Consider the following 23,496-nt stretch of genomic DNA (forward strand, 5'->3'; position numbering starts at 1 on the left):
GGGGACCGGTCGCGGTTCCCGGGACATAGCGTCGATTTGACGATTAGACTGGGGGGCGTGCATCGACTACGCCTCGCGCTGAATCAGATCGACTCGACCGTCGGGGACATCGCCGGGAACTCCGAGGCGATCGTCCACTGGACCCGGCACGCCGTCGGACAGGGCGCGCACCTCGTCGCGTTCCCCGAGATGGCGCTGACCGGCTATCCCGTCGAGGACCTGGCCCTGCGGCCGTCCTTCGTCGAGGCCTCCCGCGCGGCGCTGCTCGCGCTCGCGGAGCGGCTCGCCGACGAGGGCTTCGGCGAGGTGCCGGTGGTCGTCGGCTACCTGGACCGCACCGAGCGGGCGGTGCCCCGGCTCGGGCGCCCGGCCGGCTCCCCGGAGAACGCGGCGGCGGTGCTGCACCGCGGCCGTGCCGTGCTCCGCTTCGCCAAGCACCATCTGCCGAACTACGGCGTCTTCGACGAGTTCCGCTACTTCGTGCAGGGCGACACCCTGCCGGTGCTGCGGGTCCGCGGGGTCGACGTGGCGCTCGCGATCTGCGAGGACCTGTGGCAGGAGGGCGGCCGGGTGCCGGCGGCGCGCAGCGCCGGGGCCGGGCTGCTGCTCTCGGTGAACGCCTCGCCGTACGAGCGGGACAAGGACGACACCCGGCTCGAACTGGTCCGCAAGCGGGCCCAGGAGGCCGGCTGCACGACCGCGTACCTCGCCTCGACCGGCGGGCAGGACGAGCTGGTCTTCGACGGGGACTCGATCGTGGTGGACGCGGCGGGCGAGGTGATCGCGCGGGCCCCGCAGTTCACCGAGGGCAGCGTGATCCTCGACCTGGACCTGCCGGCCGCCGACCCGGACGCCCCGGTGCCGGGGACCGTGGTGGACGACGGGCTCCGGATCGACCGCGCGGTGCTCGCCGGGGAGGCCGCGGAGGCGGTACCGGCGTACGAGGCGGAGCTGACCGGCGGTTACGCGCAGCGGCTCGACGACGACGAGGAGGTCTACTCGGCGCTGGTCATCGGGTTGCGCGCGTACGTCGCGAAGAACGGTTTCGGCTCGGTGGTGATCGGCCTCTCCGGCGGGATCGACTCGGCCCTGGTCGCCGCGATCGCCTGCGACGCGCTCGGCGCGGACCGGGTGCACGGGGTGTCGATGCCGTCTAAGTACTCCTCCGACCATTCCCGGGGCGACGCGGCCGAACTGGCCCGCAGGACCGGGCTGCACCTCCGCACGGTCCCGATCGGGCCGATGTTCGACGCGTACATGGCCTCGCTGGAGCTCAGCGGGCTCGCGGAGGAGAACCTCCAGTCCCGGCTGCGCGGCACCACCCTGATGGCGATCTCCAACCAGGAGGGCCACCTCGTCCTCGCCCCCGGCAACAAGTCCGAGCTGGCGGTGGGCTACTCGACCCTCTACGGCGACTCCGTCGGCGCCTACGGCCCCATCAAGGACGTCTACAAGTCGGACGTCTTCCGGCTGGCCCGCTGGCGCAACCGGGCGGCCGAGGAGCGCGGCCAGACCCCGCCGATCCCGGAGAACTCGATCGTCAAGCCGCCCAGCGCCGAGCTGCGCCCGGGCCAGGTCGACACCGACTCGCTGCCGGACTACGAGGTGCTCGACCGGATCCTCGCCCTGTACGTGGACGGGGACCAGGGCACGGAGGCGATCGTGGCGGCCGGCTTCGACGCGGAGCTGGTGGCGCGGACGCTGAGGATGGTCGACGCGGCGGAGTACAAGCGGCGCCAGTACCCGCCGGGCACCAAGATCTCGGCGAAGGGCTTCGGCAAGGACCGGCGGCTGCCGATCACGAACCGCTGGCGGGAGACACCGGCGTCCTGACCCCGGCCTCCCGGCCGGCGAGGGGGCTTCGCGCGACGACGTGCGAGGCCCCCTCGCCCGTACCGCCCTCCCGGCGGTCGAGGAGACCGGCGACGACGGCGACGGCGAGGCCCGCGGCGGCGAGGCCCGCGCCGACCAGGGCCGGGGAGGTCCAGCCCCAGCCGGCCGCGACGGCGGCGCCGCCGGCCCAGGCTCCGCCGGCGTTGGCGAGGTTGAAGGCGGAGTGGTTGGAGGCGGAGGCGAGCGTCGGGGCGTCCTTCGCCTTCTCCATGACGAGCATCTGGAGCGGGGTGGTCGTCATGAAGCCGACGGCGCCGAGCACCACCACGGTGACCAGGGCCAGCCAGGGCACGTGGACGGTGAAGCGGAAGGCCACCAGGGTCACCGCGAGGGCGGCGAGCGAACCGTAGAGGGTCGGGCGCGGGGCGCGGTCGGTGAGCGGTCCCGCGGCGAGCGCGCCGCCCGTCATGCCGATCCCGAAGAGGGCGAGCACGATCGTGACGGTGGACTCGCCGAAGCCCATCACCTCGGTGGTCATGGAGGCCAGGTAGGAGTAGACGGCGAAGACGCCGGCGAAGCCGAGGACGGCGGTGAGCAGCCCGAGCAGGACCTGCGTGCGGCCGAGGGCGCGCAGCTCGCGGCCGAGGCCCTGGCGCTCGTCGACGGGGAGCTCGGGGACCAGCCGGGCGAGGGCGGCGAGCGCGACCAGGCCGATGACGCCGACGACGACGAAGGTGGCGCGCCAGCCGAGGTGCTGGCCGAGCAGGGTGGCGGCGGGGACGCCGAGGATGTTGGCGACGGTGAGGCCCAGGAACATGGTGGCGACCGCGCGGGCCTGCCGGTCGGGGCGGACGAGGCGGGCGGCGACGACGGCGCCGACGCCGAAGAAGGCACCGTGCGGGAGGCCGGCGAGGACCCGGCCGGCGAGCAGCCAGCCGTAGCCGGGGGCCAGGGCGGAGGCGAGGTTGCCGACGGTGAAGAGGGCCATCAGCAGGAGCAGCATCCGCTTGCGCGGGAGGCGGGAGCCGAGGGCGGTGAGGAGCGGGGCGCCGACGACGACGCCGAGGGCGTAGGCGGAGACGAGGTGGCCCGCGGTGGGGACGGTGGTGCCGAGGTCGCCGGCGACGTTGGGCAGCAGGCCCATCATCACGAACTCGGTGGTGCCGATGCCGAAAGCGGAGATGGCCAGGGCTATCAGGGCCACGGGCATGGGTGGGAGACCCTTTCCGGATCCAGGGGTTTGTTTTCTTACGAAACAAATTGTGGCAGATCCCGGAGGGTCCCCCGGCCACCGGGGGATGAAGAGTGGGTTTCGGCTGCCGCACACCCGTACGCCGGCGCGCGCGGGGTCACGTCGCGCACCCGCTCGCGCGCGGGGTCACAGGGTGACGCGGGCCGCCAGGGGGAGGTGGTCGCTCTTCGTCTGCGGCAGCGCCCAGGAGGAGACCGGCTCGACGCCCCGGACCAGGATCTGGTCGATGCGGGCCATCGGGAAGGAGGCGGGCCAGGAGAAGCCGAAGCCGTCCCCCGCCGCGCCCTGGGTGGAGCGCAGCTGGGAGGTGACGGCGTTGAGGGCGCGGTCGTTCATGGTGCCGTTGAGGTCGCCGAGGAGGACGATCCGCTGGGCCCGGTCGTTCGCGATGGCCTCGCCGAGGGCGTCGGCGCTGGTGTCGCGCTGGTTCGCGGTGAAGCCGGCGTTCAGCTTGACCCGCACGGAGGGCAGGTGGGCGACGTACACCCGCAACTCGCCCTGGGGGGCGACGACGGTGGCCCGCATGGCGCGGGTCCAGCCCATGTGGATGTCGACCGGGCGGGAGTCGCGCAGCGGCAGCCGGCTCCACAGGCCGACGGTGCCCTGGACGGAGTGGTACGGGTACTTCTCCGCCAACTCCCGCTCGTAGACCGGCACCATGTCGGCCTTCAGCTCCTCCAGGGCCAGCACGTCGGCCTCGGAGCCGGCCAGCTGACGGGCCGTGCCCTCGGGGTCGGGGTTGTCGGCGTTGACGTTGTGGGTGGCGACGGTGAGGTCGCCGCCGGACGCCGACTTGTCGGCGACGAGACCGCCGAAGAGGTTGAGCCAGACGACCGCCGGGAGCAGCAGCGCGATCAGCGCGGTGGCGGAGCGGCGGAGCAGGGCGAGGAGGAGCAGGACCGGCACGAAGAGGCCGAGCCAGGGCAGGAAGGTCTCGGTGAGGCTGCCGAGGTTGCCGACGCGGTTGGGGATCTCCGCGTGGAAGACCATCAGGAGCGTGAGGACGACGGCGCAGAGCGCCAGCACGATGCCGCGGCGCCAGATGCCGGGGTCGCGGCGGAGGCGGCCGAGAGCGGAGCGGAACCGGTCGCGAGCCCCGGAACGGGCACCTCCCGTTCCGTCGTGCTCCGTCCCCGTCATGTCCACCCGCGTCATCGCTGCCCTCGCTCGCCTTGCCGTGCCGTCGTGCCGTCGTACCGTCCGTGCTCCGGGACCCGGCCTCGACCCTAGGCGATGCGGGGCCCCGCGCACTCCCCCAAGGACGGCCGTGGCGCGTGACGGGGTTCCGGCGGGACGCCGGTTCGGGCGGGCTGTGACAGAACGCGCACATTCGTACGGGTCGGGCCGCGGTCAGTCCCTCGGCCGGACCCCGTCGAGAATGGCGTCCGCGACGCGCGCCGGGAAGTCCGGCGACAGGTCGGCGTCCGGCTGGAGGACGGTACGGAGCAGCAGCGGTCCGACGAACAGGTCGTTGACCAGGTCCAGATCGAGATCGGCCCGCACCTCGCCGGTGGCGACGCCGCGCTCCAGGACCTCGATGCCGCGCCTGCGGCGGGGCTCGATCGCGGTGCGGTGGTACTGGTCCCAGAGCCGGGGGTGCGTCTGCATCTGCGCGAACATGTTCCGCAGCAACGCGGACGTCCGCTTGGCGAGGCCGCGCCTGCGCATGAACTCCAGCAGCATGACGAGGTCGTCGCGGACGGAGAGACCCGGCAGCTCCGGGTCGGGGGGTTCGACGGACCGGATCAGCTCGACGAGGAGGTCCTCCTTGCCGGACCAGCGGCGGTAGATCGTCGCCTTGCCGACCCCGGCGGTCCGGGCGATCCGCTCGATGGAGATGTCACCGAGCGGCACCCCGCCCTCCAGGAGCCCGATGACGGCGTCGAAGATCGCCTGCTCCGCCGCCTCGCTCCGGGGACGGCCCCGCCGCGGCCCGCCCTCGGCGCAGGGCTCCCGTCCCGCAGTCCCGTCCGGGGCGGGCTCGCGCCCCGGAGACCCGTCCGGGCCGGGCTCGCGCTCCTGGGGACCCGCCGCGACCGCGTCGCCCGTCCCGGCCCGCCGCGGCCCGGGGGCTCCGGTCCCGTCCGCCGCCGGGCGCCGCCGCCCGGGGGCCGGGCCGGGCTCGCCCGGGGCTCCGGGGTTCTCGCCGTCCGCCAGGGACACGCGCGCCGCCTTTCGTCGTCATGGGAAACCCGCCACCCCTCATTCTCGCCCCCCGCGCCGCCGGGGGCCGCGCCCGGAGGGGCGGGTCCGGCCCCGCGCGCCAGGGGCGGGGCGGAGGCTCCCGAGGAGGGGCCGGGGGCAGCGGCGGGCGGCTCCGGGGGGCGGGGTGAGCGGCGGACCGGGTCCGGGGTCCGGGGGCGGCGGACCGGCTAAGGGGTCCGGTGTCAGCGGCGGACCGGCTCCGGGGTGCGGTGTCAGCGGCGGACCCGGTCCGCGGGTTCCGCGGGGGCGGGGGCCGGGTGGGCCGGGGAGGGGGTGCGGCCCGGGAGGAAGACGGCCACCACCACCGTGCCGACCACCGCGACCGCCGCCGAGGCGTAGGCCGTGACGTGCATGGCGTCGAGGAAGGCCTGGTGGGCGGGGGCCACGAGGCTTCCGGCGCCCAGCTTGTCGGCGACCGCGAGGGTCGCCTCCAGGGACTCGCCGGCCGCGGCGCGCGCCGCCGGCGGCAGGGCCGTGAGGTGGGGTTCGATCTCGCCCCGGTAGACCGAGGAGAGGACCGAGCCGAGGACGGCCACGCCGAGCGCGCCGCCGACCTGGCGGAAGGTGTTGTTGACGGCGGAGCCGGAGCCCGCCTTCTCGCGGGGCAGCGTCTGCATGATCGCCACGGTGACCGGCGGCATGATGTGCGCCATGCCCGCGCCCTGCACCAGGAAGACCAGGGCCATCACCCACACCGGGGTGTCCGCGTCGAAGAAGGCGAAGGCGCCGAGCCCGAGGGCGACGGCGGCCATGCCGGTGGCGCAGACCGCCCGCGCGCCGAAGCGTTCGACGGCGAGCCGGGCGCGGGGCGCGAAGACCATCTGGGCGAGGGCGAGCGGCAGCAGGAGCAGGCCGGAGTCGAGCGCGCTGTAGCCGCGGACGCTCTGGAGGTAGAAGGCGGAGAAGAAGGTCACGCCCATGAGGGCGAAGAAGACCAGGGCGATGGCGGCGACGGCGGCCGAGAAGACCGGCTTGCGGAAGTACGAGACGTCCAGGGCCGGATGGTCGCTGCGCTTCTCGTACAGGACGAACGCGGTGAGGACCGCGAGACCGGCGAGGACCGGGACGAGGACCCCCGCCTCGGTGAACGACGCCCGCTCGCCGCCGCGGATGATCCCGTACACGAGGAGGACGAGTCCGAGGACGGAGAGGCCCACGCCGACCAGGTCGATCCGGCCGGGGGCGGGGTCCCTGGACTCGGGGACGAGCCAGGTCATGAGGGCCAGGGCCACGAGCACGACCGGCACGTTGACCAGGAAGATCGAGCCCCACCAGAAGTGCTCCAGGAGGACGCCGCCGGTGATCGGGCCGATCGCGATGGCGAGGCCGACGCCGCCGGCCCAGATGCCGATCGCCTTGGGCTGCTCGTCGCGCTCGAAGACGTTCATGAGGACGGCGAGGGTGGCCGGCATGACGAAGGCCGCGCCGAGGCCCATCACGGCCCGGAAGGCGATCAGCTCGCCCGGCGAGCCGGAGAAGGCGGCGAGGGCGGAGCCGGCGCCGAAGACGGCGAGGCCGAAGAGGAGGGACTTCTTGCGGCCGAGCCGGTCGCCGAGCAGGCCGGAGGCGAAGAGGAGGCCGGCGAAGACGAGCGTGTAGGAGTTGATCGCCCACTCCAGCTCGCTCTGGGTGGCGCCGAGGCCGGTGGGGGCCGGGGAGGCGATCGTCTTGACCGCCACGTTCAGGATCGAGTTGTCGAGGACGACGATCAGCAGGCTGAGCATCAGCACGCCGAGGACGGCCCAGCGGCGGCGGTGGACGGCCTCGGGCACGGACGCGGGAAGAACGGGCGAGGACGGGGACGGCTCTGGCATGAACACCACTGTAGACCCATTTCGATACGGGTCCGTCTCGTATCTGAAATGCCCGTCGTGTGAACAGCGCCACTCCGGCCCACTTCCCCGCCCACCCGGCGAAGTGCCACCATGGATGTGGTCCGGGGACGCCGTCAGGGCGCCTCGAGATGACACAAGGAGCCGTTCACCATGACGCTTCAGGCTGCCCAGAAACCGCCCGCCGACAGCACGAAGACGCTGTACGGAGGCAAGGGCTCGCGCCGTCTCACCGTCCACGACATCGCCGCCGCCAAGACGCGCGGCGAGAAGTGGCCCATGCTCACCGCCTACGACGCCATGACCGCCTCCGTCTTCGACGAGGCCGGGATCCCGGTGATCCTCGTCGGCGACTCCATGGGCAACTGCCACCTCGGCTACGACACCACCGTGCCCGTCACGATGGACGAGATGGCCCTCCTCTCCGCCGCCGTCGTCCGGGGCACCCGGCGCGCCCTCGTCGTCGGCGACCTCCCCTTCGGCTCGTACCAGGAAGGGCCCGTCCAGGCCCTGCGCAGCGCGACCCGGCTGGTCAAGGACGCGGGTGTCCAGGCGGTCAAGCTGGAGGGCGGCGAGCGCTCGCTGCCGCAGACCGAGATGCTGGTCCAGGCCGGCATCCCCGTCATGTCCCACCTGGGCCTCACCCCGCAGTCCGTGAACACCATGGGCTACCGGGTCCAGGGCCGCTCCGACGAGGCCGCGCACAAGCTGCTGCGCGACGCCAAGGCCGCCCAGGACGCGGGCGCCTTCTCGCTCGTCCTGGAGCTGGTCCCGGCCGAGCTGGCCGCCGAGGTCACCCGCTCGCTGCACATCCCGGTCATCGGCATCGGCGCCGGCCCCGACACCGACGCCCAGGTCCTCGTCTGGACCGACATGGCCGGACTCACCGACGGCAGGGTGCCGCGCTTCAGCAAGCAGTACGCCAACCTCCGCGAGACGCTCGGCGACGCCGCCCGCGCCTTCGCCGAGGACGTGGCCGGCGGGGCCTTCCCCGCCGAGGAGCACACCTTCCACTAGTCCGCTCCCGGCACCACCGACAGCCCGCCGACACCCCCATCGGCGGGCTGTCGGCCGTCTGTCGGAAAAATGTCGGACGACTGTCAGTGGCGCCCTGTTCCATGGTGGACATGACGCGATCACAGACCAACGCCGTCGAGGTCCGGGGCCTCGTGAAGCACTTCGGCGAGACCAAGGCCCTGGACGGGGTCGACCTGGACGTCCGCGAGGGCACCGTCCTCGGGGTCCTCGGGCCCAACGGCGCCGGGAAGACCACCCTCGTCCGCTGCCTCTCCACCCTCCTCGTCCCGGACTCCGGGACCGCCACCGTCGCCGGCTACGACGTGGTGCGACAGCCCCGCCAGCTGCGCCGCACCATCGGCCTCACCGGCCAGTACGCCTCCGTCGACGAGAAGCTCTCCGGCTTCGAGAACCTCTACATGATCGGGCGGCTGCTCGACCTGTCCCGCGCGGACGCCCGCCGCCGCGCCGACGAGATGCTGGAGCGCTTCTCCCTCACCGAGGCCGCCAAGCGCCCGGCGATGAACTACTCCGGCGGCATGCGCCGCCGCCTCGACCTCGCCGCCTCGATGATCGGGCAGCCGGCCGTGCTCTACCTGGACGAGCCGACCACCGGCCTCGACCCCCGCACCCGCAACGAGGTGTGGGACGAGGTGAAGCGGATGGTCTCCGAGGGCGTCACCGTCCTCCTCACCACCCAGTACATGGAGGAGGCCGAGCAGCTCGCGAGCGAGCTGACCGTCATCGACCGGGGCAAGGTCATCGCCCAGGGCGAGGTCGACGAGCTCAAGGCCAGGGTGGGCGGCCGGACCCTGAAGGTCCGCCCGATCGACCCGGAGCAGCTGCCCGCGATGGCGGCCGCGCTGCGCGAGACCGGTCTCGACGGCGTCGCCGGCGCGACCGTGGTGCCCGACGAGGCCGCGCTCTACGTGCCGATCCTCACCGACCAGCAGCTGACGGCCGTGGTCGCGCTGCTCGGCGCGCGCGGCTTCGGCGTCGCCCACATCGGCACCCACCTGCCCAGCCTGGACGAGGTGTTCCTGGCCATCACCGGCCAGAAGTCCACCGGGTCCGACCTGTCCGACACCATCAGCGAGGAGGTCGCCGCGTGAGCACGACCACGGTCACCAAGGCGTCCGCCGGCACCTCCGGCGTCCCCGGCCCGGCCCGGCCGGTCCGCTCCGACGCCGACACCCGCATCGGCCTGCGGGCCAACCTCCGCCACATCGGCGCGCTCGCCCGGCGCAACGCCCTCCAGATCAAGCAGGACCCGGAGTCGATGTTCGACGCCGTGTTCATGCCGATCATCTTCATCCTGCTCTTCGTGTACGTCTTCGGCGGCGCGATCTCCGGCAAGGGCAACAACGACGTCTACGTGAACTACGTGACCCCGGGCCTGATGGCCATGATGGGCATGAACATCGCCATGGGCGTCGGCGTGGGCATCAACGACGACTTCAAGAAGGGGGTGATGGACCGGTTCCGGACGATGCCGATCGCCCGCTCCTCGGTCCTCATCGCCAAGATCGTCGTCGAGCTCGGCCGGATGATGATCGCCACCGCGATCCTCCTCGGCATGGGCTTCCTGCTCGGTCTGAGCATCCACACCTCGGTGCTCCACCTGCTCGCCGCCATCGGCCTGTCGGCGGTCTTCGGCGCCTCCCTGATGTGGATCTTCATCCTGCTCGGCCTGAGCCTGAAGTCCGCGCAGGCGGTCCAGGGCATGGCGATGCTGGTCCTGATGCCCCTCCAGTTCGGCTCCTCGATCTTCGCCCCGACGACGACGATGCCCGGCTGGCTGGAGACCTTCACGGACTACAACCCGCTGTCCAACCTCGCGGACGCCGCCCGGAACCTGATCAACGGCGGCCCGGTCGCCCACTCCGTGTGGATGACGCTGGGCTGGGCGCTGGCCATCACCGTCGTCACGGCGCCGCTCGCGGTCTCCAAGTTCCGCAAGAAGACCTGAGACGGCGCCCCCGTGACGGGGGCTCAGGACTCGGCGCGCTCACTGATCGCGTCGGCGGCGCTGCCGAGCAGGGCGGCGGCCTCTTCCAGGGAGAGGCCGTCGCCCTCGGCGTACGCGGCGGCGTACTCCGCCTCCCCCAGGACCGACCGGGCCAGCTCCGCCGCCCGCTCCTGGTTCTCCCGCTCCAGCGCCGGCCGCCGGTGCCCCGACGGCACCAGGCCCTCCCGCGCGCCCAGGAGCACGGCCGCCGTCCGCGCCCCGGACCCGCCGAGCCCGGCGAGCGCCCAGGCCGCGACGGCGAGGTGACCGGCCGGCATCTGCGGGGCGACCATCATCGACAGCGGGCTCAGGGAGCGCGCGTACCCCTCGACCGCGTTCCGCAGCCCCGAGGCGTAGTCCCCCTCCAGGACGTCGATCCAGGCCAGACCGGCCAGGGTGAAGCCCTCGAAGAGGGAGAGGGTCTCGCTGCCGAACTCCTTGAGGAGGACGGTGAGGTGCTGCCGCGCCTCCACGGTGCGGCCGGTGCGGCCGAGGGCGTGGGCGAGGAAGAGCCGGGCGCCGAGCTGCGATTCGTGGCCCGTGCCGTGGCGGCCGTCCAGGATCTCCCGGAGGATCGCCTCGCCCTCCTCGAACCGGCCGGTCTCGACGAGGATGTCGGCGTAGCGGGCGCGGAGCAGGGCCTGCTGCGACGGGGCGTCGATCTTCTCCGCGTAGCCGATGGCGGCCGCGAAGTCGGCGGCGGCCTCGTCGAATTCGAGCTTCCGCTCATGGGCCTCGGCGCGGGAGGACAGCGCCTCCGCCATGCCCCAGGCGTCCCCGAACCGCTCGAAGATCGCCAGGCTCTCGTCGGCGTCCGCGATGGCCTGGTCGGCCCAGTCGCCCCGGTTGGCCAGCATGTTGGCGCGCAGGTGCAGGACGCTGGCGAGCTCCCAGTCGTAGCCGTGCCGGCGGCACGTCTCGACGGTGGTGTCGAGGAGCTCGTGGAGCTTGCCGGGCTCGCCGAGGATGACGACCGCGAAGACGGCGAAGGAGCCGGGCAGCCGACAGGTCTGCGGGAGTCCGGGCCGGTAGACGGCGGTGATCTCGCGGAGCCTGGCGGCGCCCTCGGGGGTGGTCCAGCGGGCCGTCTCGTGGTCCATGTTGAGGAGTTCGACGAGCCGGACGCCCCGCCGGGCCTCCCAGCGCTGCTCCTCGGAGAGCGGCGGCGGCACGGCCGTGCACGGCTCGTGGAGCGGGACGACGGGCGGCGCGGCCGAGGCGAACGGGTCGGGGCCGAGCCCCGCGGCGGCCCGGGCGCCCTGGAGGGCGTCGGCGCGCAGGTCCCGCAGCTGCCAGTACCAGAGCAGGCAGTGGACGAGGACGAGCGCCTCGTCCTCGTCGCGGGCGGCGACGGCCCGGGCGAGCGCGGTGCGGAGGTTTCCGTACTCGGCGTCGAAGCAGGCCATGGCGGCGAGCTGCCCGGCGCCGCGCAGCGCCGGGTCCCGGGTGCGGGCCAGCTCGCGGTAGTACGTGAGGTGGTCCCGCTCCGCCCCGGCGCGCTCCCCGGCCTCGTCGAGCCGCTCGCCGGCGTACTCGGCGACCGTCTCCAGGAGCCGGAACCGCATCCCCCGTTCCCCCGGCGCCGACACCACGAGCGACTTGTCGACCAGGGCGCCCAGCACGGTCAGCACGTCCGCGCCCTCCGGTCCGGCGCAGACCGCCTCCGCCGCCTCCAGGTCGCAGCCGCCGGTGAAGACGGCGAGCCGCCGCAGCACCGCCCGCTCCGGCTCCTCCAGGAGCTCCCACGACCAGTCCACCACCGCCCGCAGGGTCTGCTGGCGCGGCAGCACCGTCCGCGAGCCCGAGGTCAGCAGCCGGAACCGGTCGTCGAGCCGGTCCGCGATCTGCCGCGGGGACAGCATCCGCAGCCGCGCCGCCGCCAGCTCGATCGCCAGCGGCAGCCCGTCGAGACGCCGCACGATCTCCCCGGCAGCCTCCGGGTCCGCGGACACGTCGAAACCCGGCCGCGCCGCCGCGCCCCGCTCCCCCAGCAGGCGCAGCGCCGTCGCCTCCGGCAGCGGACCCAGCGGCCGCAGCCGCTCCCCCGGCACGCCCAGCGGCTCCCGGCTCGTCGCCAGCACCCGTACGCCGGGACAGCGGGCGAGGACCGTCTCCGCGAGCCGCGCCGCCGCGTCCACCAGGTGCTCGCAGTTGTCCAGGAGCAGCAGCATCCGCCGCCCCGCGCAGTGCTCCACCAGGCGGTGCACGGGGTCGCCGCCGCCGCGGAGTTCCTCGGCGCCGGCGCCACGCAGCACGGTCTCGCGGCCGCCGAGGGCGGCGAGGACGGCCTCGGGCACGGCCTCCGGGTCGCGGACCGGGGCGAGTTCGGCGACCCAGACGCCGTCGGGCCAGGCGTCGGCGGCCCGTTCGGCCGCCTCCTGGGAGAGCCGGGTCTTGCCGGCGCCGCCGGGCCCGAGCAGGGTCACCAGCCGGGCCGCGCCCAGGTCCTGGCGGAGGGCGGCGATCTCGTCGTCGCGCCCGACGAAGGAGGTGAGCCGGGCCCGCAGGTTCCCGGGGGCGGGCGCGGGCGCCGCACGGACCGGCGCGGGAGCGGACGCGGACGCGGACGTGGGCACGGGGGCGGGGGCGGAAACGGGGCCGGGCGCGGGGGCGTCGGCCGTGAGCAGCCGTTCGTGGAGGGCGCGCAGCCCGGGGCCCGGGTCGGCGCCGAGCCGGTCGGCGAGCGTCCGGCGGACCTCCTCGTACGCGGCGAGGGCCTCGGCGGCGCGGCCCGTGTCGCGCAGGGCGCGGATCCGCAGGGCCTGGAGGGGCTCGTCGAGCGGCCGGTCGGCGCAGAGGGCGGTGAGCTCGGGCAGGACGTCGGCGGCCCGGCCGAGGGCGAGCGCGGCGTCGAGCCGGCCGCGGCGGGCGTCCAGGCGGCGGGCCTCCCAGCGGGCGGCCTCGGCGTGCCGGTCGGGCAGGTCGGCGAGGGCGGGCCCGGCCCAGAGGCCCAGGGCCTCGTCGAGGAGGGCGGCGGCCCGACCGGGGTCCCCGGCGGCGAGGGCCGCGGAGCCGTCGGCGGTGAGCCGTTCGAAGCGGTAGAGGTCGACGTCCTCGCGGGCCGCGCCGAGGCGGTAGCCGCCGCCCTCCGCGGAGTGCACCCGGTCCTTCCCGAGCGCCTTCCTGAGCCGCCCGACCAGCGCCTGGAGCGCGGCGACGGCGTCGGCCGGCGGCTCGTCGCCGTGCCAGACCTCGTCGACGAGCGCGGCCACCGGCAGCGCGCGGCCGGGCCGGAGGGCGAGGGCGGTGAGCAGGGCGCGGACGCGGGGACCGCCGACGGGCAGCTCGCTGCCGTCGGCGCTCAGCACACGGGTCGGTCCCAGGAGGCAGTAACGCACTCCCCCATTCTCCGTGAGCGCCCCCGGTGGGCCGGGCGGCGGGGGGAACCGGCCGCCCGGGCGGTACGTTCTCCCGCAGACAGCCCGCGCCGCGTCCAGCCCGCACCGCGTCCAGTTCCGTCTCCGGGGAGTCCGTGATGAGTTCGGCCGCCGTCCGCCGCCAGGAGCGCCGGATCAGTCCCGTCTTCCTGGCGGTGCTCGCCGTCATGGCGGTCACCGGATGGGCGGTGTGGACGGACTTCGCCGCCCTGCCCGGGGTGGCGATCTTCCTCTTCGTGACCTCGGCGTGGATCGTCTCGCTCTGTCTGCACGAGTACGCGCACGCCCGCACGGCCCTGCACGGCGGGGACATCACGGTGGGCGCCAAGGGCTATCTGACCCTGAACCCGTTCGCGTACACCCACGCCGTCCTCAGCGTGGTGCTGCCGGTGCTCTTCGTGATCATGGGCGGGATCGGTCTGCCGGGCGGCGCCGTCTTCATCGAGCAGGGCCGGATCAAGGGCCGCTGGAAGCACAGCCTGGTCTCGGCGGCGGGCCCGCTGGCGAACGTGCTGTTCGCGGTGGTGTGCACCGCGCCGTTCTGGCTGGGCGCGCTCGACGGGGTGCCCGCGGCCTTCCGGTACGCGCTGGCGTTCCTGGCGTTCCTCCAGGTGACGGCCGCGCTCCTGAACCTGCTGCCGGTGCCGGGGCTCGACGGCTACGGGATCCTGGAGCCGTGGCTCTCGTACCGGGTGAAGCGGCAGATCGAGCCGTACGCGCCGTACGGCTTCTTCGTCGTGATCGCGCTGCTCTTCGTGCCGGCCGTCAACGGCGCCTTCTTCGACGCGGTCGACGCCCTGATGCGGTCCCTGGGCGTCGGCGACGTGGACCGCTCCTGCGGCTCGGAGCTGTTCCGCTTCTGGGAGACCGCCCCGGAGTACTGCCCGGCCTGATCCGGTGGGAAGGGCCTAGCCGAGCGCGGCCTCGGCCTCCGCGGCCTTCTCCGCCTTCGCGCGGCGGACGTAGTACCAGGCCATGTTGGAGGAGAGGCCGGCGAGGAGGACCCAGACGACGCCGACGAAGCTGCCGTTGACGAAGGAGATCACGGCCGCGGCGACGGCCAGGGCGCAGACCACGAGGGCGTAGAGGGCGAGACGGGGCATGGGGGTCGGCTCCTGTCGGGTACGGCTGACGGTGCCCGACCAGTGTCCCCCATGCCCCGAAGCGTCCGTTCTCCGGCTCCGCCCTCCGGCCCGGCGGGTGCCCTGGAGGGGGCGGCTCAGACGTCGGTGACGCGCAGGCCCGCGTGGGCCTTGTAGCGGCGGTTCACCGAGATCAGGTTGGCGACCAGCGACTCGACCTGGTGGGCGTTGCGCAGCCGGCCGGCGAAGACGCCGCGCATGCCGGGGATGCGGCCGGCCAGCGCCTGGACGATCTCCACGTCGGCGCGCTCCTCGCCGAGGACCATCACGTCGGTGTCGATCTCGGCGATCGAGGTGTCCTTGAGGAGGACGGCGGAGAGGTGGTGGAAGGCGGCGGCGACCCGGGAGTCCGGGAGCAGCGCGGCGGCCTGCTCGGCGGCGGAGCCCTCCTCGGGCTTGAGGGCGTAGGCGCCCTTCTTGTCGAAGCCGAGCGGGTTGACGCAGTCCACGACGAGCTTGCCGGCGAGTTCCCCGCGCAGCGACTCCAGGGTCTTGGCGTGGCCGTCCCAGGGCACGGCGACGATGACGATGTCGCTGCGGCGGGCGCACTCGGCGTTGTCGGCGCCCTCGACGCCGTGGCCGATCTCCGCGGCGACGGCCTCGGCGCGGTCGGCGGCGCGGGAACCGATGATCACCTGCTGGCCGGCGGCGGCGAGGCGGTAGGCAAGGCCGCGGCCCTGGTCGCCGGTGCCGCCGAGGACGCCGACGACGAGTCCGGAGACGTCGGGCAGGTCCCAGGGGTCCTTCGCGGGGCGGGGAGTAGTCGAGGAAGTCATGGGCCGACCCTACCGACCGGTTCGGGACCCGTTCGGGTGGATCGGCGGATACGGGGGGCGGGCGGCGGGTCCGCTGGGGCAGGATGCGGCGCCATGGATGCCGTACGGGTCGCGTTGCTGCGGGAAGTGCTCGCCGGGACGGAGTGGCCGGCGGCGGCCCGCCGCTTCGCCGGGACGCTGCGGGCGTCGGTGGTGCCGCAGCGGGGCGGGCTGCTGCTGGTGGGCACGGAGGCGTACGAGCCGTGGCACCTGGCGGCGCACCTGGTGGACGAGGCGGCCTGGTCGGGCCTCCCGGAGCTGGCCCCGACCCTGGTGCGCCACCGGGCGCGGCCCGGCGACCCTCCGCACCTGGCGGTCGGCCTGGGGCGTCTCGAAGCGGCGGGCCGGGGCGCGACCCTCCTCGTCGTGGCGCCGTCGCGTCCCGGGGAGGGCCTGCTGCAGCGGGTGCACGACGCGCGGCGGGCCGGGGCGACGGTCCTGTCCCTGGACGGCGGGGACGCGGAGGTGCGGGGCCTCGCGCACGAGGCGCTGTCGGTCGCGGAGGGGGCGGAGGTGGACCTGGACACGGTCCAGCACCTGGTGGGCGCGGCGGCCGGCGAGAACAGCCTCCCGGCCCCCCGGCCGCGCGGTCTCCGCGCCCGTCTCTCCCTCCTCGCCGACCACCTGACCTCCCCGCCCCCCGCCCGCTGGTGAGCGGAATTCGGTTGCCCGGGGCGATCGTCGGCCGCAGCATGGCTCTTCGTGTCCTCCCCCGCTCCCTCCACGCTCCGCGCCCGGCTCGCCGCCGTGCTTCCCGACACCTCGCCCTGGCGGTCCTCCCGTGACTTCCGGTTGCTGTGGGGGCAGGGGCTCGTCACGTACTTCGCCTCCGCCATGGCGATGGTGGCGCTGCCGCTGCAGATCAAGGAGCTGACGGACTCGCCGCTCGCCGTGGGGGCGATGGGGGCCGTGGAGCTGGTCCCGCTGGTGGTGTTCGGGCTGTACGGCGGGGCGCTGGCGGACGCGGTGGACCGGCGGCGGGTGATCGTCGCGACGGAGGCGGGGCTCGGACTGCTCGCGCTGCTGTTGCTGCTGAACTCGCTGCTCGGCGAGCCGCTGCTGTGGCCGCTGTACGTGGTCGCGGCGGGGGTGTCCGCGCTGGCGGGGCTCCAGCGGCCCGCGCTGGACTCGCTGCTCGCGCGGATCGTGCCGCACGAGCAGCAGACCGCGGCGGCCGCGCTGAACTCGCTGCGGTGGCAGCTGGGGGCGATCGCCGGGCCGTCCGTCGCGGGCGTGGTGGTGGCCTACGCGGGGCACGCGCCGGCGTACGCGGTGACGCTGGCCGGGTTCGCCGCGTCGGTGCTGATGTGCCGCCGGCTCTCGCCCGCGCCGCCCGCGCACGACGCGGAGAAGCCGTCGCTGCGGTCGATCGCGCAGGGCGCCCGGTACGCCTGGTCGCGGCCGGTGCTGCTGGGGACGTACGCGATCGACCTGGCCGCCATGGTCTTCGCCTTCCCGAACGCCGTCTTCCCGTTCCTCGCGGACGAGCTGGACGCCCCCTGGTCGCTGGGGCTCATGTACGCGGCCGGTTCCGTCGGCTCCCTGGTGCTGGGGCTGACCAGCGGCTGGACCTCCCGGGTGCGGCGGCACGGGCTGCTCGTGGCCGGCGGCGCCGCCGGCTGGGGCCTCGCGATCGCGGGCGCGGGGTGGTTCGGGAACGTGTGGGCGGTGCTGCTCTGTCTGGCGTTCGCGGGCGCCGGCGACATGCTGAGCGGGCTCGGGCGGTCGACGATCTGGAACCAGACGATCCCGGAGGAGCTGCGCGGCCGGCTCGCGGGCATCGAGGTGCTCTCGTACAGCGTGGGCCCGCAGCTCGGCCAGGTGCGGGCGGGCGTGATGGCGGGCTGGACCGGCACCCGTACCGCCGTGTGGGCGGGCGGCGTCGCCTGCGTGGCCTCCGTGGGCCTGCTCTGCCTGGCGCTGCCGAAGCTGCTCCGCTACGACTCCGCGACGGACGAGGACGCGCTGCTCCGCAAGGCCCGGCAGGAGGCGACGGCGCCGGCCGGGACCGCGTGACCCGGGCCCCGGCCGCCCGCCGCCGTCAGTCCCGGCTCTCTTCCGGGCCGGGCGCGTCGTGCCAGCGCGGGTCGGTCTCCCACTCCAGGTTCCGCTCGCGGGCGGTCTCCAGGGCGTGGGAGGCCTCCTCACGGGTGGCGTAGGGGCCGAACCGGTTCTTCGCCGGGCATTCGGGCCCTTCCTCGACCTTCTTGTGCTCCAGGCAGTAGTACCACTCGCCCGGCTTTCCGGCCGTGCGCTTCTTGAACAGGGCCATGGTCGTCGGCTCCTTCCTTCGGGACCATGCTGCCCCAGACGCGGTCGTTAGACTCGCTGGCATGTCTGGCCAGTCGCTTCTCGTACCGGGGGAGCTCTCCCCCGCCCGCTCCGTCCCCGGCTCGATCCGCCGCCCCGAGTACGTCGGGAAGTCCGCACCCACCCCGTACACGGGGCCCGAGGTGCAGGATCCCGACACCGTCGAACGGATGCGGATCGCCGGCCGCATCGCCGCGCGGGCGATGGAGGAGGCCGCCAAGCACATCGCCCCGGGCGTGACCACGGACGAACTCGACCGGGTCGCGCACGAGTACATGTGCGACCACGGCGCCTATCCGTCGACCCTCGGCTACCGGGGCTTCCCCAAGTCGCTCTGCTCCTCGGTCAACGAGGTCATCTGCCACGGCATCCCGGACTCCACGGTGCTGCGCGACGGAGACATCGTGAACCTGGACGTGACGGCGTACATCGGCGGCGTCCACGGCGACAACAACGCCACCTACCTGTGCGGTGACGTCGACGAGGAGTCGCGGCTGCTCGTCGAGCGCACCCGGGAGGCGCTGAACCGCGCGATCAAGGCGGTGAAGCCGGGCCGGCAGATCAACATCATCGGCCGGGTCATCGAGTCGTACGCCAAGCGCTTCGGCTACGGCGTGGTCCGGGACTTCACCGGGCACGGCATCAACACGTCGTTCCACTCCGGCCTGATCGTGCCGCACTACGACTCGCCCCACCACACCACCGTCATCCAGCCCGGCATGACCTTCACGATCGAGCCGATGCTGACCCTCGGCACCCACGAGTACGACCTGTGGGACGACGGCTGGACCGTGGTGACGAAGGACCGCAAGCGGACCGCGCAGTTCGAGCACACCCTCGTGGTGACCGAGACGGGGACGGACATCCTGACGTTGCCCTGACCGCCCCCGGGGGTACACCCTTTACCGACAGGTCGTCGGGAAACCAGTTGACTTAGGTAAGCCTAACCTTGCAAAATCGAGTCGACTGGTTCCCGCCCCATCGGTCCCGGAGGCACGCCTTGGACACGCCCTTCTCCACCCTCATCCGCACGGCCTCGCACGAGCAGCACACGGAGGCGGAGACCTCGTCCTTCATGGGCGACCTCCTGGGCGGACGGCTGGGCGTGGACGCCTACGCCCGCTACACGGAGCAGCTCTGGTTCGTGTACCGGGCCCTGGAGGACGGCGCGGAGGCGCTGCGCGAGGACCCGGTCGCCGGGCCGTTCATACAGCCCGAGCTCTTCCGCACGGCCGCCCTGGAGGCGGACCTCGCCCATCTGCGCGGCCCGGAGTGGCGCGCCGGGCTCTCCGCGCTGCCGGCCACCGAGGCGTACGCGGCGCGGGTCGCCGAGTGCGCCCGGGCGTGGCCCGCCGGCTACGTCGCCCACCACTACACCCGCTACCTGGGCGACCTGTCGGGCGGTCAGATCATCCGCGACAAGGCCGAGCGGACCTGGGGCTTCGCCCGCAAGGGCGACGGCGTGCGGTTCTACGTCTTCGACACGATCGACAACCCGGCCGCGTTCAAGCGGTCCTACCGCGAACTCCTCGACGGGGTGAACGCGGACGACCTGGAGAGGCAGCGGATCGTCGACGAGTGCAGGCGGGCCTTCGCCTTCAACACCGCGGTCTTCCGCGAGCTGGGCGGCGAGTTCCCGCTCAGCGCGTGACGGGGGCCCTCACCGGGTGAGGGTGCCCTCCAGGCGGACCCGTCCGCCCAACTCCACGATGCCGTCAGGGCCGGGGGCGGTCAGCAGCTGCGACCCCCGGCCCTGCGTGATGTTCAGGGCCCGGCCGAGCCGTTCGGTGAGCAGCAGGGCCGCCGCGCCGGTCGCCTCGTCCTCGTCGATGCCGTCGCCGCGGCCGGGGAAGGCCCGGGCCCGGATCCGCCCGGCGGCCTCCTCCTCCCACGCCCAGGCGTAGATCCACTCGCCCGGCGGCGGCACGTCGAGGGCGTCCACCTCGGCGGCGGAGGCGTACTGCCGCAGCGTGCGCGGCGGCGCCCATGCGGCGCGTGCCTCGATCCAGGTGAACTCGCCGTCGCCGCGCACCCACACCTCTCCGGCGGGCGGGCAGATCACCTCCAGGTCGAGCAGCCAGGCGGCGCCGACGAGGGGGTGCCCGGCGAAGGGGAGCCGCAGGCCGGGGGTGTAGATGTCGACGACACCGCGCTCGGGGTCGTCGACGAACACGGTCTCGCTGAAGCCGAGCTCCTTGGCGAGCGCCTGCCGGGACGCCTCGTCGGGGTGGGTGCGCCCGTCGCGTACGACTCCGAGGGCGTTGCCGTGGCGGCCGTCGCCCGCGCAGAAGACCCGCAGGACGTCGATCTCGGTGCCGGTCTCGCCAGTCGTGTTCATGGCGGAATTGAACCATCCAGGGGCAGGCGACAGGGCCGCGACTCGGGTTCGTCCCCGGGGCGCGGCCCTGTCCGGTGGGGGGTGGCGGTCCGGTCAGCCCTCGGCGCCGGTGCGGCGGCGGGCCGCGACGACGACGGCGCCGCCCGCGGCGACGACCAGCGCGGCGGCGCCGGCCAGGAAGCCGGTGGGGACGGAGGAGCCGGTGGCGGCGAGGGCCCCGGAGCCGCCGGCCGTGCCCGCGCCGCCGACCGTCCCGGCACCGCCGACCGTGCCCGCGCCACCGGCGGTGCCCGCGCCGGTGGTGCCCGAACCGGTCGTCCCCGTACCGGTGGTGGCGGTGGAGCCGGTCGGACCGGTGGTGGCGGACGGGAGGGTGGCGTCCTCGTCGAGGGCGAGGGAGACGGTCACCGGGTCGAGGGCGAGGCCCGCGTCGTAGAAGGACGCGCCGCCGGGGGCGGCGAACAGGGCGGCGCCGTCGGCGGTCAGCTTCGCGGGCAGGGCGGCGAGGGTGACGACCTCGTCCTTCGGCGTCCAGTCGGCCTTCGTCAGGTCGAGGTCGGCGAAGCGCACGCCCTTCCTGGTGCCGGAGGCCGTGGTGACGTCGGCGGTGAGGGTGCCCGTGGTGCCGCTCGCGGTGAGCTTCAGGCCGCCGATCCGCCAGTCGATGCCGTGCGCGGCGCAGACGAAGTCGAGGCGGCCGGTGAAGGAGGCGGTGAGGGTGCGGGCGGCCGCGTCGAGCTCGGCCTCGTCGACCCGGAAGGCGTACGCGGAGCCGGACCCGGTCGCACCGGCGGCCGGTGTGACGGTGCCGCCGCAGCGCTCGTCGACGTACACCCGCCAGCGCTCCAGGACGCCCCAGGTCAGCCGCCCGGCGACGACCGCGGCCGGGTCCTTGGCGGGGGTGGTCGCGGTCGGGCTCGCGGTCCCGGTCGGGGACGGGGCCGTGGTGGTGGGAGTGGGGGCCGAGGTGGTCGGGACCGGGGTGGTCGGGGCGGTCGTCGGCGGGGTGGTCGGGGGCGTCGTCGGGGGCGTGGTCGGCGGGGTCGTCGAGGGCGTGGGGGTGGGCGGCGGGGTGGTGGGAGGAGTGGTCGGACGGGCGCCGGCCTTCACGGTGAGGGTGGCGGCGTCGAGGGGATCGCCCTCCTTGTAGAAGCCGGCGAAGGCGGCGGCGCCGTCCTTGGTGAGCGTGGCGGGGATGTCCTTGAAGACCATCGCGCCGCCGGCGCCCTGACCGGGCCGGACGCCGCTCATGTCGAGAGCGGCGAAGGAGACGTCGTCGCGGGTGGTGAAGGAGCCGTCCTTCTCCTTGGTGACGACGTCCGCGGTGATCTCGCCGGTGGGCGCGGCCGAGCCCGCGGTCCTGAGCCTGACGTCCGAGACCCGGATGTCGAGGACGCCCTCGTGGGCCTCGAAGTGGACACCGCCCTTGAAGGCGGTGGCGGTGGCGTGGCCGGTCGTGTCGTAGGTGCCGGCGCCGTCGACGAAGGTGAAGACGCCGTTTCCGGCGGCCTGGGTCGCGCCGCCCTCCACCGTCGTCCTCCCCTTGGCGAAGGGCTGGGCGAGGTAGCTGCGGAAGGACTGCTTGATGCCCCAGTCCAGGGTGCCGTCCACGAGGGACATCGGCGGGGCGGCGCCGTCCGCGGCGGACGCGGGGAGCGCGAGGGTCAGGGCGCCGGCGCCCAGGGCGGCGGCCGTGGCGACGGCGGCGGCGAGGGTGACGGGGCGGCGCATACGGGTGGCCATGTCGGGGGTCTCCTAGGCGGGAACGGGGGGTGGGGCGGGGGGGGTGGGGGCGTACGAGGGTGTGGGGTGCCGCCGCACGGGCGTGACGCGTCGGCCCGTGCGGGGTGTCGGAGCGGGAGGGTCAGTCGGTGGGCCCGGCGGCCCCGGTCGGATCGGCGGGAGCGCCGGGACCCGCCGTCCGCGCCGCGTCGGCCGCCTCCGGTGCCCCGGCGCGGCGCCGGCGGAGGAGGGCGTACGCGGCGACGGCGACGGCCAGGACGCCCGCGCCGATCCCGGCCAGGACGCCGGCCGGGGTGCCGGAGTCCGCGGAGGCGGCGGCGTTCGCGGGCGCGGCGGGGGCCGGGGGGCTCGCGGTGGCCGGGGCCGCGGGCGCGGCGGAGGGCGAGGACGTGGGCTCGCTGCCGAGGTCGGGCAGGGGCGGGAGCTCGGCGGCCGGGTCGACGGAGACGGCGAGGGAGACCGGGTCCATCGCGGTGCCCGCCTTGTACATCCCGCCGAAGGCCCGGGCGCCGCCCTCGGTGAGGGTGGCGGGCGCCTCGGTGACGACGGCGAGGCCGTTCTCCGGGGCGAGTCCGCCGGCGGCGAAGGTGACGAGGGGGACGGCCTTCTCCGTCCTCCCGTCCCGGGTGACGTCGGCGGCGAGGGTGCCCTTGCCGCCGGCCACCTCGACCGTGACCTCGCCGAGGGTGAGGTCGAGGTGGGAGCCGGTGAAGCGGACGCTGCCGGCGAAGGCGGCGTCGAGGGTGCCGGCGGCGGGGTCGTAGGCGCCGGTGCCGGAGGGGAAGCGGAAGAGGGCTCCGCCGTCCTGGGCCCCGCCGGCGAGCGTCCACCGGCCCTGCGCGATGGCGCCGGTGACGTACTCGCGGAAGGTGCGGCGGACGCCCCAGTCGACGGCGGCGGCGCGGAGCGGGGCGCCGGCCGTCGTCTTCGGGTCCGGGGCGGCCGAGGGCGTCGTGGAGGGCGACTTCGCGGGCGACTCGGCGGGGGCGGAAGGCGTCGCCGTCCGCACGTCGACCGTGAGGCTCACCGGGTCGAGGGCCGTGCCCGCCGGGTAGTAGCCGGCGAAGGCCGTGGCGCCCTGGGCGGTGAGGGTGGCGGGGACGTTCGCGAGGGAGACGGGGCCGGTGGCGCCGCGCATGTCGACGCCGCCGAGGTCCAGGGTGGCCAGCGGGATCTGCGAGGCGACGGTCTGCCGGCCGCTGCCCTTGGCCTTGCTCGCCATGTCGGCGTAGAGGGTACCGGTGCCCCCCTGGATCCGGATCCGGGGCCTGCCGAGGGTGAGGTCGAGTTCGTTCGTGCCGTCGGCCTTGCGGTGTCCGGTGAAGTGGACGCCGCCGGAGAAGGCGGCCTCGAAGACGCCGGTGGCGGGGTCGTACGAGCCCCGCGCGGAGTGGAAGCGGTACTGCGTGCCGACCGTGGCGACGCCGCCGGTGAGGCTCCAGTTCCCTTGCGCGATGGGCCCGGTGACGTAGCTCTGGAAGGAGGACTTGATGCCCCAGTCCAGTCGGCCGCCCTGCACCGGCCGGCTCTCCGCGTGGGCGCCGGCGGCCGGGACGAGGGCGGCGAGCAGGGCCGCGAACAGGGTCACGGCGAGTGCGCGGCAGGGTCTGGACAGCAGCATGGA

The 23,496-nt window shown here is 74.5% G+C and carries 20 protein-coding genes; 9 read left to right on the forward strand and 11 right to left on the reverse strand.

From position 1 onward, the window contains the following. Nucleotides 1–48 precede the first annotated feature (48 nt). On the forward strand, nt 49–1,833 hold the full coding sequence (locus tag ACFQ8C_RS10575) for an NAD+ synthase (RefSeq protein WP_383454628.1): 1,785 nt from the start codon (nt 49–51) through the stop codon (nt 1,831–1,833). On the opposite strand, the gene ACFQ8C_RS10580 is transcribed toward ACFQ8C_RS10575, so the two are convergent. The 4 genes from ACFQ8C_RS10580 to ACFQ8C_RS10595 form a co-directional block, all read right to left on the reverse strand. Continuing rightward, nucleotides 1,799–3,043 (reverse strand): MFS transporter, encoded by a 1,245-nt coding sequence (locus ACFQ8C_RS10580; protein WP_383454520.1) that lies wholly within the window; start codon nt 3,041–3,043, stop codon nt 1,799–1,801. The two genes, ACFQ8C_RS10575 and ACFQ8C_RS10580, sit on opposite strands and share 35 nt — an antisense overlap. Before the next feature lie 168 nt (nt 3,044–3,211). Continuing rightward, on the reverse strand, nt 3,212–4,240 hold the full coding sequence (locus tag ACFQ8C_RS10585) for an endonuclease/exonuclease/phosphatase family protein (protein WP_383454523.1): 1,029 nt from the start codon (nt 4,238–4,240) through the stop codon (nt 3,212–3,214). Nucleotides 4,241–4,435: 195 nt separating this feature from the next. Further along, complete coding sequence (locus ACFQ8C_RS10590) at nt 4,436–5,248, reverse strand: TetR/AcrR family transcriptional regulator C-terminal ligand-binding domain-containing protein (RefSeq protein WP_383454526.1); 813 nt, start codon at nt 5,246–5,248, stop codon at nt 4,436–4,438. Nucleotides 5,249–5,502: 254 nt separating this feature from the next. Next, a complete protein-coding gene (locus ACFQ8C_RS10595) occupies nt 5,503–7,104 on the reverse strand; it encodes an MFS transporter (RefSeq protein ID WP_383454529.1) in 1,602 nt (533 codons plus the stop codon). Nucleotides 7,105–7,275: 171 nt separating this feature from the next. Between ACFQ8C_RS10595 and panB the strand changes: the two genes are divergently transcribed. From panB to ACFQ8C_RS10610, 3 genes are all read left to right on the forward strand, one after another. Continuing rightward, nucleotides 7,276–8,139 carry a 3-methyl-2-oxobutanoate hydroxymethyltransferase gene (gene panB / locus ACFQ8C_RS10600; protein WP_383454531.1) on the forward strand — a complete coding sequence of 288 codons (864 nt, stop codon included), beginning with the start codon at nt 7,276–7,278 and terminating at the stop codon, nt 8,137–8,139. 101 nt (nt 8,140–8,240) lie between these two features. Next, nucleotides 8,241–9,251, forward strand: coding sequence for an ATP-binding cassette domain-containing protein (locus tag ACFQ8C_RS10605; protein ID WP_383454532.1), 1,011 nt, complete (start codon nt 8,241–8,243; stop codon nt 9,249–9,251). Next, complete coding sequence (locus ACFQ8C_RS10610; protein ID WP_383454534.1) at nt 9,248–10,108, forward strand: ABC transporter permease; 861 nt, start codon at nt 9,248–9,250, stop codon at nt 10,106–10,108. The genes ACFQ8C_RS10605 and ACFQ8C_RS10610 overlap by 4 nt, the downstream gene beginning before the upstream one ends. A gap of 23 nt (nt 10,109–10,131) precedes the next feature. Here ACFQ8C_RS10610 and ACFQ8C_RS10615 read toward each other — a convergent pair whose 3' ends face one another. Then, nucleotides 10,132–13,485: a BTAD domain-containing putative transcriptional regulator gene (locus ACFQ8C_RS10615; protein ID WP_383454536.1), complete on the reverse strand. Its 3,354-nt coding sequence runs from the start codon at nt 13,483–13,485 to the stop codon at nt 10,132–10,134. A gap of 137 nt (nt 13,486–13,622) precedes the next feature. Between ACFQ8C_RS10615 and ACFQ8C_RS10620 the strand changes: the two genes are divergently transcribed. After that, nucleotides 13,623–14,417 carry a site-2 protease family protein gene (locus ACFQ8C_RS10620; RefSeq protein WP_383454538.1) on the forward strand — a complete coding sequence of 265 codons (795 nt, stop codon included), beginning with the start codon at nt 13,623–13,625 and terminating at the stop codon, nt 14,415–14,417. A gap of 15 nt (nt 14,418–14,432) precedes the next feature. Here ACFQ8C_RS10620 and ACFQ8C_RS10625 read toward each other — a convergent pair whose 3' ends face one another. After that, on the reverse strand, nt 14,433–14,627 hold the full coding sequence (locus ACFQ8C_RS10625; RefSeq protein WP_383454540.1) for a hypothetical protein: 195 nt from the start codon (nt 14,625–14,627) through the stop codon (nt 14,433–14,435). Nucleotides 14,628–14,743: 116 nt separating this feature from the next. After that, nucleotides 14,744–15,442: an NADPH-dependent F420 reductase gene (npdG, locus tag ACFQ8C_RS10630; RefSeq protein ID WP_383454541.1), complete on the reverse strand. Its 699-nt coding sequence runs from the start codon at nt 15,440–15,442 to the stop codon at nt 14,744–14,746. A gap of 93 nt (nt 15,443–15,535) precedes the next feature. On the opposite strand from npdG, the gene ACFQ8C_RS10635 reads away from it, so the two are divergent. Both ACFQ8C_RS10635 and ACFQ8C_RS10640 read left to right on the forward strand, forming a co-directional pair. After that, nucleotides 15,536–16,135, forward strand: a complete 600-nt coding sequence (locus ACFQ8C_RS10635; RefSeq protein WP_383454544.1) for a hypothetical protein — start codon at nt 15,536–15,538, stop codon at nt 16,133–16,135. A gap of 48 nt (nt 16,136–16,183) precedes the next feature. After that, nucleotides 16,184–17,497 carry an MFS transporter gene (locus ACFQ8C_RS10640; RefSeq protein ID WP_383454547.1) on the forward strand — a complete coding sequence of 438 codons (1,314 nt, stop codon included), beginning with the start codon at nt 16,184–16,186 and terminating at the stop codon, nt 17,495–17,497. A gap of 25 nt (nt 17,498–17,522) precedes the next feature. Here ACFQ8C_RS10640 and ACFQ8C_RS10645 read toward each other — a convergent pair whose 3' ends face one another. Further along, nucleotides 17,523–17,753 (reverse strand): hypothetical protein, encoded by a 231-nt coding sequence (locus ACFQ8C_RS10645; protein WP_383454550.1) that lies wholly within the window; start codon nt 17,751–17,753, stop codon nt 17,523–17,525. Between the two features lie 61 nt (nt 17,754–17,814). Here ACFQ8C_RS10645 and map point away from each other — a divergent pair, with 61 nt between their 5' ends. Then, nucleotides 17,815–18,672 carry a type I methionyl aminopeptidase gene (map, locus tag ACFQ8C_RS10650; protein ID WP_383454553.1) on the forward strand — a complete coding sequence of 286 codons (858 nt, stop codon included), beginning with the start codon at nt 17,815–17,817 and terminating at the stop codon, nt 18,670–18,672. A gap of 119 nt (nt 18,673–18,791) precedes the next feature. Next, the gene (locus tag ACFQ8C_RS10655) at nt 18,792–19,442 is read left to right on the forward strand and encodes a heme oxygenase (biliverdin-producing) (RefSeq protein WP_383454555.1); all 651 of its coding nucleotides are present in this window, start codon (nt 18,792–18,794) and stop codon (nt 19,440–19,442) included. 9 nt (nt 19,443–19,451) lie between these two features. On the opposite strand, the gene ACFQ8C_RS10660 is transcribed toward ACFQ8C_RS10655, so the two are convergent. From ACFQ8C_RS10660 to ACFQ8C_RS10670, 3 genes are all read right to left on the reverse strand, one after another. Then, on the reverse strand, nt 19,452–20,129 hold the full coding sequence (locus ACFQ8C_RS10660) for a PhzF family phenazine biosynthesis protein (RefSeq protein WP_383454557.1): 678 nt from the start codon (nt 20,127–20,129) through the stop codon (nt 19,452–19,454). Between the two features lie 93 nt (nt 20,130–20,222). Continuing rightward, nucleotides 20,223–21,872, reverse strand: a complete 1,650-nt coding sequence (locus ACFQ8C_RS10665; RefSeq protein ID WP_383454558.1) for an HtaA domain-containing protein — start codon at nt 21,870–21,872, stop codon at nt 20,223–20,225. A 121-nt stretch (nt 21,873–21,993) separates the two neighbouring features. After that, nucleotides 21,994–23,493, reverse strand: coding sequence for an HtaA domain-containing protein (locus ACFQ8C_RS10670; RefSeq protein WP_383454561.1), 1,500 nt, complete (start codon nt 23,491–23,493; stop codon nt 21,994–21,996). Nucleotides 23,494–23,496: the final 3 nt, after the last annotated feature.

It is taken from the genome of Streptomyces sp. NPDC056503, assembly GCF_042794995.1.
GTDB lineage: Bacteria > Actinomycetota > Actinomycetes > Streptomycetales > Streptomycetaceae > Streptomyces.